Raw genomic sequence first — 12,306 nt, 5'->3', positions numbered from 1 at the left:
TGAAGCGGGGCATGACAGCTGAGTATGAGGTGACGTCTACGCCGCCGCCTTCGCCTTCACCGGATGCACCGCGCGGAAACCGATTGCGATCCGGTTCCAGGCGTTGATGGCCCCGATCAATGTGGTGAGGTTGACCAGTTCGGCATCCGAGAAATGCGCGCGCACAGCCTCGTAATCGGCGTCGGGCGCGTGGGTTTCCGCAATATGCGTCAGCGCTTCTGTCCAGGCCAGAGCGGCGCGCTCGCGGTCGGAGTAGAGCGGCGACTCGCGCCAGGCGTTGAGCAGATAGAGCCGCTGCTCGGTCTCGCCGTGCTTGCGGGCATCCTCGGTGTGCATGTGGATGCAATAGGCACAGCCGTTGATCTGCGACGCCCGGGTCTTGACCAGTTCGATCAGCGATTGCTCGAGACCGCTGGCGGTGATCTGGTTCTCCACGGCGACCAGTGCCTTGATGGTCTCGGGGGCGGCCTGGAAGAAGTTCATGCGGGGTTTCATGGTGGTTCTCCTTTGCTTGCGGTGATGAAGTTCAATGCGCGCCGCCGCCACCGGCAAGATGGCCGGGCTTCTTCAGGAACAGTCCCGCGGCAAGCGCGACAATCAGGGCGACACCGAGCAGGTAGAAGGTGTCGCTGAAGGCGAGGATGAAAGCCTGTTTCTGCACGATCTTGCCGATGGCGACCAAAGCGCGGCTGGTCGCATCGGCCTGGTTGGCCACGCCGTGGCTCATGAAATACTGGGTCAACTGATCGATCCGCGTGCGGGTGGCCTGCTCCAGCATCGAGACGGAGGAGCTGAGCACGTTGGAGTGGTACTGCTCGCGCTTGGTCAGCACCGTCTGCAGGATGGCAATGCCGACGGCGCCGCCGAGGTTCCGCATCATGTTGAACAGGCCGGATGCTGAGCCGGCATTCTCTGCCTCGATCCCCGCGGTCGCGACCGCCGACAGCGGCGCCATCACCAGCGCCTGGCCGACGGCGCGCACCACGTTGGGCCAGAACAGCTGGTCGGTGCCGTAATCGTTGGTCATGAAGATGTTCATGAAGTTGGAGCCGGCAAACAGCGCAAAGCCGACGCCGATCATGATGCGCGGGTCGAGGCGCTGCATCAGCCGGGGCACCAGCGGGATCAGGACGAGTTGCGGCAGGCCGGTCCAGGCCAACACCATGCCGATCTGCTCGGAGTTGTAGCCCTGAACGCGCGACAGGTACTGGGGCAGGATGAACACCGAGCCGTACAGCGCGACGCCGAGCAGGAAGTTCGCCAGCATGCCGAAGCCGAAATTGCGTCGGACGAGCAGGCGCAGATTGAGCAGAGGCTTCTCGACCGTGAACTCGATGACCAGGAAGGCCGTCAGCGCGACAGCGGCGATGACAGAGAGGCGAACGATGAAGTCCGAACCGAACCAGTCGTCCTTGTTGCCCTCTTCCAGCACGGTCTGCAGCGCGGCGAGCCCGATCGACATCGTGATGATGCCGAGCCAGTCGCCTTGGCGCAGCAGCGACAGCTTCATCGGGCTGGAGTCGAGCGAGAAATACAGCATGCCGATCATGATCGCGCCGGGCACCAGATTGACATAGAAGATGTATTGCCAGCCCCAGTTCTCGGTCAGGTAGCCACCGATGGTCGGGCCGATCGCAGGCGCAAACGTCGCCGAGATCGCGAACAGCGCGAGCCCGATCGGCTGCTTGGCCCGCGGCAGCAGCGTGATGATCAGCGTGAAGGCCAGCGGAATCAGCACGCCGCCGGAAAAGCCCTGAACCGCGCGCAGCACGATCATCTGCGGCAGGTCCTGCGCCAGCGCGCAGGCCGCCGAGAACACCAGGAACAGGAACGCATTGACGAGTAGATATTTGCGCACCGAGAACACCTGGGCGAGCCAGCCGCTCAGCGGGATCACGATGATCTCTGCGATCAGATAGGAGGTCGAGATCCAGCCGCCGTCGTCGATGCCGGCGCCGATTGCGCCCTGCACGTCGGCGAGCGAGGCATTGACGATCTGGATGTTCAGCACCGCCATGAACGCGCCGAGGTTGGCGCCGATCACCGCGATCCAGGTCCGCGCCGAGACGGTCGGCGCCGCGGGTGCAGCGGGCTTGGAGAGGTCAGCAGAGGCAGCGGCGTTGAGTGTGGGCCGGAGCGCGGTCATCGGGGTCGTCCCTTGCATTGATGCAGGCACCATGCATTAGGCGGTTGGTTTCGATAATCAGGGAAAGAATGGAAGCATTGTCTCTCCCTGCTTGATAATGACGCTGCGATCAGTGGCTCGCTGGCGAGATCGATCGTGAGGTGAACAGACCCGTCACACTCCCTCCCCCTTGCGGGGAAGGGGGGGAGAGGGGTAGGCCCCGGGCGCTGGCGTGAAGATGTGCGAGCCGCCTCAATCTTGCTGGCGCCGTACGGATTGCTTCTCGCGCTCCGTCGAACGTCAGAGCGAGCGGCACCCCTCTCCCTAACCCTCCCCCGCAAAGGGGGGGAGGGAACCCTTCGACCGGAATCTGCGGCGCGGAAGGAGAGAGGTTGATCGCGGTTATTCGAAAGCTTGCGTCGCCTTACCCGCCGTTGGCGCCCGCCGCCGAGGCCAGATGCCGCTTCGCCGCGCGCTCGGCGATGACCGTCGCCTTGGTGTCGACGGTCGGGATCGCCGACATGCCGGGACGGAGCAGTCCGGTCAGCCTGCCGTCGTCGAGCACGATCTTCACCGGAACGCGCTGCACGATTTTTGTGAAGTTGCCGGTGGCGTTGTCGGGCGGCAGCAGCGCGAATTCGAGGCCGCTGGCCGGCGACAGGCTGTCGACATGGCCTTTCAGCGTGGTATCGCGGAAGCCGTCGACTGTGAGCTCGACAGGCTGGCCGTTGCGCACATGGGTGAGCTGGGTCTCCTTGAAGTTGGCGACCACATAGACCGCACCGAGCGGCACCACCGCCATCAGCTGGGTGCCGGCCTGCACGTACTGGCCGACGCGCAGCGTGCGGGCGCCGACGGTGCCGTCCACCGGCGCGGTGATCTGCGTGTATGACAGATTCAGCTCGGCCTGCTGTTCGACCGCGCGGGCGTGATCAGCCTGCGCCACGGCCTGCGCGCGCTGCGTGGTCAGCACGTCGACCTTGCGCTGGGCGGCGAGCAGGCCGGATTGCGAATGCTGCAGCTGCGCGTCGCTTGAGCGTAGCGCGGCGTCGGTCTGCTGCGCGCGCTGCACGGTCCCGGAGCCGGTCTTCATCAGCCCGTCGTAGCGGGCCTGCTCTTCCTGCGCGAATTTCAGGTTGGCCTCGGCCGCGTCGACATCGGCCTTGCCCTGCGCGATGATCGGCTGTTGCAAGGCGAGCTGCGCATCGAGGTTGCGCACCGACGCATCGGCCGCATCGACGTCGGCCCTCGCCTGGCCGAGCGCGGCGCGGTAGTCGCGGTCGTCGATCTGCGCCAGCAATTGCCCGGCCTTCACCGGCTGGTTGTCGTTCACCAGCACTTTCGCGATGTACCCGGACACGCGCGGCGCGATGATGGTGGAGTCAGCTTTTACATAGGCATCGTCGGTCGACTCGAGGTAGCGGCCGGTGGTGAGGTAGCCGTAGCCGAAGTCTCCCGCCGCGGCGACGCCGAGCGCGGCGACCAGCGCGAGGGCTGCCCCCTTGATCGCGCGCCGCGACGGGCGCAGGCTGATTTTCGGAGCATCATCAGAGACATAGGTGGTGGTCGACATGGCATCCTCCGAACCGGCTTTGGCGCCTCGTCGAGGAGGACGCCGGGTACGACCCCTAGATGCAATATCCTCCCCGCTGTGATAATCCCGATAAAGCTGGAAGCATTATCAAGCCAGGCTAGACAATCCGAGGTCTTCCAAATGGATCGCCTGACCAGCCTGACTGCCTTCGTCAGGGTCGTGGATTCCGGCGGCTTCTCCGCCGCCGGCCGCAAGCTCAACATGTCCACCACGATGGTGAGCAACCACGTCCAGTCGCTGGAGGATCGGCTCGGCGTGCGTCTGCTCAACCGCACCACGCGCAAGGTCGGCCTGACCGAGGTCGGCCAGGCCTATTACGACCGCTGCATCCAGATCCTCGCCGACATCGAGCAGGCCGACGACATCGCCGGCGCGCTGCAATCGGTGCCGCGCGGAACGCTGCGCATCTACACCAACACCCATGTCGTGCAGTTCCTCTCACCCGCGGTCGCCGAGTTCCTCGCGACCTATCCGGAGGTCAAGGTCGACCTCACCATCGGCGAGCGCGACGTCGACCTGCTCGACGAGAACTACGATCTTGCGGTGCGCATGATCCCGCCGCGGGATTCCAGCCTGATCGTGCGCAGCATCGCGACCTGGCGGCACGTGCTGTGCTGCTCGCACGGCTACATCGAGCAGCACGGCAAGCCAACGCTGCTCGCGGATCTGGCGACACGCAACTGCATCCAGCACGTCAATTATCCCTTCAAGGACGAGTGGCGCTTCGTCGATCGAAAGGGCGCGGCGGCGTCGGTGCGGGTGTCGGGCAATCTGATCTCGAACAGCGGCGAGACGCTGCGGCTGGCCGGGCTCGCCGGCGTCGGCATCTGGATGGCGGCGGGATTCCTCGTCCGCGACGATCTGGAGGCCGGCAGGCTGGTCCGCCTGCTGCCCGAATACCGGCCGGTCGAGCTGACGATGAACGCGGTCTATCCGCATCGCCATCACCTCTCGGCCAAGGTGCGCACCTTCATCGATCTTCTGGTCCGCCACGCCACCGAGCAGCAGAAGCTGATCAATCCGTATTCGTGACGATGCGCTGCTGCTCTTCGCATCTGCGAACACGTCGCCGCGAGTCGGAATGCGAAGGTCGGAATGCAAAGCGCGCTGCGCGAGGTGATTGACGACGCGGCATCAAAGCAGGGTAAGATCGCGATTCCGGCGGGCGATTCATCTGATGTCGCGCTGCCGTGACGCGGATTCCAGACGCCGCGAACCGGTGTCGGGTCGTCGGGCGAAACACCGATGCGAGATGGGGGAGGAAGCCATGTGGATTCTGTTGCTGCTGCCGTTTGTCGGCCTGCTATGGGTGCCGTTCTACAATTTAGTCGAGCCGTCGCTGTTCGGCTTCCCCTTCTTCTACTGGTACCAGCTTGCCTGGGTGCCGATCTCCTCGCTCTTGATCTGGCTGGTCTATCGCAGCAGCACGCCTGACGAGACGCGGTGAGGGGACCGACATGACCGATCATATCGAGTGGGTCGCACTCTGCGTCTTCATCTTCTTCTTCGCGCTCGTCACCGTGATGGGCTTCTTCGCCGCGCGCTGGAAATCGGGCCCGGTTGGTGAGCATCTCGACGAATGGGGCCTCGGCGGCCGGCAGTTCGGCACCTGGATCACCTGGTTCCTGGTCGGCGGCGATTTCTACACCGCCTACACGGTGATCGCGGTGCCGGCGCTGGTCTATGCGGTCGGCGCCTACGGCTTCTTCGCGCTGCCCTACACCATCATCGTCTATCCGTTCGTGTTCGCGGTGATGCCGGTGCTGTGGAAGAAGGCGCATGCTGCGGGACACGTCACCGCCGCCGACGTCGTCCATGCCGCCTATGGCTCGCGCGCGCTCGAGCTTGCGGTGGCGCTGACCGGCATGGTCGCGACCATGCCCTACATCGCGCTGCAGCTGATCGGCATGGAGGTCGTGATCAAGGCGATGGGGCTGTCGGGCGAATTGCCGATCGTCGCCGCCTTCGTGATCCTCGCGCTCTATACCTACAGCTCGGGCTTGCGTGCGCCAGCGCTGATCGCCTTCGTCAAGGACATCATGATCTACATCGTGGTGCTGGTCGCAGTGGTCGTGGTGCCCGCCAAGCTCGGCGGTTATGGCGCGGTGTTCTCGGCGGCGAACGACGCATTCACCGCGAAGGGCGGCGCCACCGGCCTGACCCTGAAGCCGGCGCAATATCTGCCCTATGCGACGCTGGCGCTCGGCTCGGCGCTCGCCGCGTTCATGTATCCCCACACGCTGACCGGCATCTTCGCCTCGAGGTCGGCGGATACGATCCGCAAGAACGCGATCCTGCTGCCGGCCTATACGCTGCTGCTCGGCCTGATCGCGCTGCTCGGCTACATGGCCTATGCCGCGGGCGTCAAGGTGACCTCGCCGAACGACGTGGTGCCGACGCTGTTCAAGACGCTGTTCCCCGAATGGTTCGCGGGCTTTGCGTTCGCGGCGATCGCGATCGGCGCGCTGGTGCCGGCGGCGGTGATGAGCATCGGCGCCGCCAACCTGTTCACCCGCAATGTCTGGAAGTCCTACGTCAATCCGGACATCAGCCATGCCGGCGAGGCATCGGTGGCGAAAATCACCTCGCTGGTGGTGAAGGTCGGCGCGCTTGCCTTCATCCTGTTCCTGCCGACCCAATACGCGCTCGACCTGCAACTGCTCGGCGGCCTCTGGATCGTGCAGACGCTGCCGGCACTGGTGTTCGGCCTGTTCACCGCCTGGTTCCGCGCCGAGGGCCTGTTGCTCGGCTGGGCAGTCGGGATCGGCTGGGGCTCGTACACGGCGTGGAGCAACGGGCTGAAGCCGCTCGCCAGCATCACGCTTGGAGAGGCCAGCTACACCTTCTATGTCGGCCTCGGCGCGCTGCTGCTCAACATCGTGGTCGCCGTGCTCGCGACCATCGTGGTCGGCTGGATGTCACCCGCCAAGCGCGGCGCGGCGGCCTGAGCCGCCACCTGCGTCAGACGGGGCGGAGGTGGGTTGCGCGGTCAGCCGCGCCACCTCCGCCTTGGTCTTCTCGATGGCCGCATCCTTCACCGGACCGTAGCCGCGGATCTCCATCGGCGCCTTCGCGATCGCGATGAGGTCGGGCAGGCGTGCCGCATCGAGCTTGCCGAGCATGGTCTCGATCAGCGCCTCGTACCAGCTGATCAGTTCGCGCTCGGCGCGGCGCTCCGCAGTGTAGCCGAACAGGTCGAACGGCGTGCCGCGCAGCCCCTTCATCCGCGCCAGCAGCCGCAGCGGCGTCTGGATCCACGGACCGAACGCGCGCTTGCGCGGCCGGCCGCGCGCGTCGCGTCGCGCCGGCAGCAATGGCGGCGCCAGATGGTACTGCACCCGGTAGTCGCCATCGAATTCGCGATCGATCTGGTCGAGGAAGCCGGTCTGCATATGCAAACGCGCCACCTCATATTCGTCCTTGTAGGCCATCAGCTTGAACAGCGACCGGGCTACCGCGTCAGTGAGGTTCTCGCCGCCGAGCGCCGCCTCGGCGCGGCGCACGCGATCGACTGCCGCCTTGTAGCGCGCGGCATAAGCCTCGTCCTGATAATCCCTCAGGAAGTCGGCGCGCCGCGCGATGACCTGATCGAGCGCCTCCGGCGTCGCAGCGCCGGTGTCCCCGGTCTTCGGCAGGAAATCCGGATCGGCGAAGGCGATCCGGCCCCAGGCCAGAGCCTGCCGGTTGCGCTCGACGGTGACGCCGTTGAGCTCGATCGCGCGCGACAAGGCTTCGAGCGACACCGGCACCAGCCCCTGCTGCCAGGCAAAGCCGAGCATCATGATATTGGCATAGACACTGTCGCCGAGCAGCCGCTCGGCCAGCGCATTGGCGTCGATCGCGGTGAGATTGCCCGATCCGATCACCCGCTCGATCGCGCGCAAGCGCACCGGGGAGGCGAGGTCGGCGTCGCGGAAACGCACCACGTCGCCGGTCGGCATCTCCGCCATGTTGATCGCGGCGCGCATGCCCTTGCGGTAGGTGCCGGAGGCCTTTGCCGACGAAGACACCACGAGGTCGCAGCCGATCAGCGCATCCGCCGCGCCCTGGTCGATCCGCACCTGATGCAGTGCATCGGGCGCCGCCGCCAGCCGCAGGAAGCTCAGGACGGGGCCGAATTTCTGCGCGAAGCCGGTGAAGTCGAGCACCGAGACGCCGCGTCCCTCGAGATGCGCGGCCATCGCGATCAGCGCACCGACCGTGATCACGCCGGTGCCGCCGACGCCGGTGACGAGCAGATCATAGGGCCGCTCCAGCGCGGAGAACTCCGGCGCCGCCAGCGTCGCAGCGCGCGCCAGCGGATCGACCTGGCTCGCCGCCTTCGCCCGCCGCTTGCCGCCCTCGATGGTGACGAAGCTCGGGCAGAAGCCGTTGAGGCAGGAGAAATCCTTGTTGCAGGTCGAGAGGTTGATCTTGCGCTTGCGGCCGAACGGCGTCTCCTTCGGCTCGACGCTGAGGCAGTTCGATTCCACCGAGCAATCGCCGCAGCCCTCGCAGACGAGGTCGTTGATGTAGGCGAAGCGCGCCGGGTCGGGAAGCGTGCCGCGCTTGCGCCGACGGCGCTTCTCGGTGGCGCAGCTCTGCTGGTAGATCAGCACGGTGACGCCCTTGATCTCGCGCAGCTCGCGCTGGACGGCGTCCATCTCCTCGCGCGGATGGATGGTGACGCCGCCGGGCAGATCCGCCGGCGAGAAATGGGAGGGATCGTCGGAGACCAGCGCAATGCGCGACACGCCTTCTGCGCGGACGCTGTGGGCGATTGCCTGCACGCTGACCGGGCCGTCGACCGGCTGGCCGCCGGTCATCGCCACTGCGTCGTTGAACAGGATCTTGTAGGTGATGTTGGCCTTCGCCGCGATCGCCTGCCGGATCGCCATCGAGCCGGAATGATAGTAGGTGCCTTCGCCGAGATTCTGGAACACATGCGTATTGCCGGTGAATTTCGAAGAGGCCGCCCAGTTGACGCCTTCGCCGCCCATCTGGATCAGCGACGAGGTCTCGCGGTCCATCCAGCTCGCCATGAAATGGCAGCCGATACCGGCCAGTGCCTTCGAGCCATCGGGCACCTTTGTCGACGTGTTGTGCGGGCAGCCCGAGCAGAAATAGGGCGTGCGCGTCGCGCCGGGCACGGCGATCGTGCGATCCCGCTCGGGCGCGAGCGCAGCGACGCGGCGGGCGATCTGCAATTCGGGAAACATCGGATCGAGCCGCCGCGCCAGCACGTCCGCCAGCATCCGCGGCGACAATTCGCCGATCCAGGAGATCAGCCGCGCGCCGGTCTCGTCATGCTTGCCGACCATCCGCTCCGGCTTCGATCCGGGATAGTCGTAGAAATATTCCTTGAACTGGCTTTCGATGATGCCGCGCTTCTCCTCGACCACCAGGATCTCGCGCTTGCCCTTCACGAACTCCATCGCGTCGTGCAGCGCGAGCGGCCACACCATGCCGACCTTGTAGATGTCGATGCCGAGGCGGCGGCAAGCGGCTTCATCGAGTCCGACCAGCCGCAGCGCCTCCATCAAATCGAGATGCGCCTTGCCCGTGGTGACGATGCCGTAGGTCGCCTCCTCGACGTCGTAGATGCGGCGGTCGATCGGGTTGGCCTTCGCGAAGGCGTAGACCGCGTGCTTCTTCGCCTCCAGCCGCTCCTCGATCTGCGGCCCCGGCAGATCCGGCCAGCGATAGTGCAGGCCGCCGGGCGGCGGGGTGAAATCCGGCCGTGCAAACACGCGCGGTGCGCGCAGCTCGACCGACGCGCCCGATTCCACGATCTCCGAGATCGCCTTGAAGCCGACCCACATGCCGGAGAAGCGGCTCAGCGCGTAGCCATATTCGCCGAAGGCGAGATACTCGCCGACATCGGCCGGATGCAGCGTCGGCATGAACCAGGTCATGAAGGCGACATCGGACTGGTGCGGCATCGAGGACGACACGCAGCCATGATCGTCGCCGGCGACGACAAGCACGCCGCCATGCGGCGAGGAACCATAGGCATTGCCGTGCTTCAGCGCATCGCCGGAACGGTCGATGCCGGGGCCCTTGCCGTACCAGAGCCCGAACACGCCATCGACCTCGCGATCGCGTTGCGTCTCCACCTGCTGCGAGCCGAGCACGGCGGTCGCCGCGAGGTCTTCGTTGACCGCGGGCAGGAATTCGATGCGGCTCGTCTTCAGTTGATCCTTGATCTTCCAGAGCTCGAGATCCACGCCGCCGAGCGGCGAGCCGCGATAGCCCGAGATGAATCCGGCGGTGTTGAGCCCGGCGGTGCGGTCGCGTTTGGCCTGGTCGAGCGCGATGCGGACGATCGCCTGTGTGCCGGTGAGGAAAACCCGGCCATGCTGGCGGGTGTAGCGGTCGGAGAGCTGGTAGGCGTCGAGCAGCGGCATCTGGCCCATGACTGACCCCTCGGAGGAATCGCTGGTGATCTCGGAAGACAACGCTACGCCCTGATGCCTGGTAGGTCCTACCTATCTGTTCTTTCTGAGGCGCGATATCGGTGGAATGTTGTGGCCATGGCGCCTTTTTGGTAGAATTTACCAAAATGGAGCTTGTTCATGGTCGAAGAGCAGGACGAAAAGATCCTTGGCGAATTGCAGAAGGACGGCCGCGCCACCAACCAGCAGCTGGCGGAGACCGTGGGCATGTCGACCTCGGCGTGCTGGCGCCGCGTGCGCGCGCTGGAGGAGTCCGGCGTGATATCAGGCTATGCGGCGCTGGTCGCCCGCGAGCAGGCGGGCTTTGCCACCTCGGCGATCCTGCACGTCTCGCTGGAGCGGCACGACGTCAAATTCGTCGACGAGTTCGTCGCCAGCGTCTTGAAGCGCCGCGAGGTGCTGGAGTGCTTCGCGACCACCGGCGACGCCGACTACCATCTGCGCGTCGTGGTACGCGACATGGACGCCTACAACAGATTCCTCGACGATTTCATGTTCCGCATCCCCGGCATCCGCCACGTCCGCACCAACGTGATCCTGAAGGAAATCAAGACCGGCGTGGCGCTGCCGTTTTGAGGGCGCGACGACTCGGATGTAGCGCGCCTTACCTTACCTTGAGCCTACGACCGCGTCTCCGGATGCCAGTCGGGCACCATCTTGATCATGCGCCACACGAGCAGATCGAGGGCGCGGGTCATGCCATCTCGCGACCTGGTATTGGTGAACGCCGACCAGCAGAAATCGCTGTTGGTGCGCACCGAGATCGTCGTCGTTCCGTCCAACAGGCCACTGTGCCACCAATTGTTGTTCGCGGTGATGAACGACCCCTTGGCGTAGCGAGGGTTGACGGCGCTTGGGGTGCTCATGGCGCGGAGGCTGTCGTCGGTGAGCAGTTGCCCGGTGTCCTTGAAGCCGTCGATATGGATGAACAGTGCCGTCAAATCGCCCGGCGTCGCAATCCAGCCACCATGGGAATCCATGCGTGCGACGTTCATCCGATACGGATCGCCGGTCTGGCAATAATATTTGACCTCGCTCGTCGCCCGCTCGCTCAGCGTATTGCCGGCGATCTGCATGTCGGCGATGCCGGATCGCTTCAGGACGGTATCCCTGATGTACCGCTCGTAGGTCTGGCCGGTCAGCTTCTCGATGACGCGCCCGAGGATGCAATAGCCGAAGTTCGAATAGGAATAGGACTCGCCCGGGGGACTAGTGAGCGGCATGTGCTCGAGCGTCCACTTGATCAGCTCGCGGTGCGACATGTCCTGGTTCATGAACATCGGATCGCGAACCTGGTTTCCCCAGGCACCGGTGGTGTGAGTCAGGAGATGCTCGATCGTGATCTGCTCGACGTTCGAGCGAGACACGCCTCCGGTCATCAGGCTTTGCAGGGTCGGTGTCGTCGGGTAATCCGCCGCGAGAATGGAGTTCGGCCCGAACACGTAGTCACCGAGCCGCAACTTGCCGGCTTCGACCAGCGTGAATATCCCTGTCGAGGTCACCGGCTTGGAGATGCTGGCGATCCGGAAGCGGTGTTGCGGCGTGAGTGCCTCGCCGGTCTCCCGGTCCGCAACGCCGAATGCCTCGACATAGACGGGCTTTCCCTTGATCGCGAGGGCGATCGAGAGGCCGGGAACGTCGTAGTCGCCCATGAAATCGGCCGCCAGGGCGGCCATCTGCCTGCGCTGGACCGACGTCGGCAGCGCTTCGGGCTCCGCGGCAAGGGCGGGCGAACGCGCGTGGATCAGACCCGCAGCCGATAGCAGCGAGCCCTGAAGCAATGTTCGGCGTGAAAGCGACATGGCTGCCACCCCCGGGAGCGAGCCGCGACACGGTATTTCGCTTCTCCTTCCGTTGTCACGTCACAAAAGGCTGTGTGACGACCTCACGACGATCCGACGGGCAAATCAGCAAAACCTGTCAATCCTCCCGCGCGAAAATATTTCGGTTTATCATAATAGCGAATCAACGTATAGAGTTTCCCGTCTCACCCGCTCGAGGGGCGCTTCGCGATCGTCACGAACGTTGTGGTGGGATGCGGTGGACGCTGATGTCGCGATTGACGGTCGCGGCGGATAGCGGACGGCGAAATCGTGCAGGCCTGACGCCCTAGTGGCAGGTGTCTCCCGCGAGATGCGAAAGCATCTTCGCGA

At 65.0% G+C, this 12,306-nt stretch carries 9 protein-coding genes; 4 read left to right on the top strand and 5 right to left on the bottom strand.

Annotated elements, in window-relative coordinates; translation table 11 throughout:
• Positions 1–36 precede the first annotated feature (36 nt).
• From JQ586_RS27360 to JQ586_RS27350, 3 genes are all read right to left on the bottom strand, one after another.
• Complete coding sequence (locus JQ586_RS27360) at positions 37–495, bottom strand: carboxymuconolactone decarboxylase family protein (protein WP_212397738.1); 459 nt, start codon at positions 493–495, stop codon at positions 37–39.
• Between the two features lie 31 nt (positions 496–526).
• Positions 527–2,146, bottom strand: a complete 1,620-nt coding sequence (locus tag JQ586_RS27355; protein ID WP_212397737.1) for an MDR family MFS transporter — start codon at positions 2,144–2,146, stop codon at positions 527–529.
• Positions 2,147–2,549: 403 nt separating this feature from the next.
• Complete coding sequence (locus tag JQ586_RS27350) at positions 2,550–3,698, bottom strand: HlyD family secretion protein (RefSeq protein ID WP_212397736.1); 1,149 nt, start codon at positions 3,696–3,698, stop codon at positions 2,550–2,552.
• Between the two features lie 141 nt (positions 3,699–3,839).
• Here JQ586_RS27350 and JQ586_RS27345 point away from each other — a divergent pair, with 141 nt between their 5' ends.
• The 3 genes from JQ586_RS27345 to mctP all read left to right on the top strand — a co-directional run bounded on the left by JQ586_RS27345 (position 3,840) and on the right by mctP (position 6,667).
• Positions 3,840–4,751, top strand: coding sequence for a LysR family transcriptional regulator (locus JQ586_RS27345; RefSeq protein ID WP_212397735.1), 912 nt, complete (start codon positions 3,840–3,842; stop codon positions 4,749–4,751).
• Positions 4,752–4,986: 235 nt separating this feature from the next.
• Positions 4,987–5,166, top strand: coding sequence for a DUF3311 domain-containing protein (locus JQ586_RS27340; protein ID WP_212397734.1), 180 nt, complete (start codon positions 4,987–4,989; stop codon positions 5,164–5,166).
• Positions 5,167–5,176: 10 nt separating this feature from the next.
• Complete coding sequence (gene mctP / locus JQ586_RS27335) at positions 5,177–6,667, top strand: monocarboxylate uptake permease MctP (RefSeq protein WP_212397733.1); 1,491 nt, start codon at positions 5,177–5,179, stop codon at positions 6,665–6,667.
• Here the strand turns inward: mctP and JQ586_RS27330 are convergent.
• The gene (locus tag JQ586_RS27330) at positions 6,638–10,114 is read right to left on the bottom strand and encodes an indolepyruvate ferredoxin oxidoreductase family protein (RefSeq protein ID WP_212397732.1); all 3,477 of its coding nucleotides are present in this window, start codon (positions 10,112–10,114) and stop codon (positions 6,638–6,640) included. The genes mctP and JQ586_RS27330 overlap by 30 nt on opposite strands.
• Before the next feature lie 159 nt (positions 10,115–10,273).
• Here JQ586_RS27330 and JQ586_RS27325 point away from each other — a divergent pair, with 159 nt between their 5' ends.
• Complete coding sequence (locus tag JQ586_RS27325) at positions 10,274–10,729, top strand: Lrp/AsnC family transcriptional regulator (protein ID WP_212397731.1); 456 nt, start codon at positions 10,274–10,276, stop codon at positions 10,727–10,729.
• A gap of 44 nt (positions 10,730–10,773) precedes the next feature.
• Here JQ586_RS27325 and JQ586_RS27320 read toward each other — a convergent pair whose 3' ends face one another.
• Complete coding sequence (locus tag JQ586_RS27320) at positions 10,774–11,955, bottom strand: serine hydrolase (RefSeq protein WP_212397730.1); 1,182 nt, start codon at positions 11,953–11,955, stop codon at positions 10,774–10,776.
• Positions 11,956–12,306 lie beyond the last annotated feature (351 nt).

It is taken from the genome of Bradyrhizobium jicamae (assembly GCF_018130215.1).
Classification (GTDB): domain Bacteria; phylum Pseudomonadota; class Alphaproteobacteria; order Rhizobiales; family Xanthobacteraceae; genus Bradyrhizobium; species Bradyrhizobium jicamae_A.
Note: the sequence above shows the minus strand (reverse complement) of the source record. Positions and strands in the feature narration are given on the sequence as shown.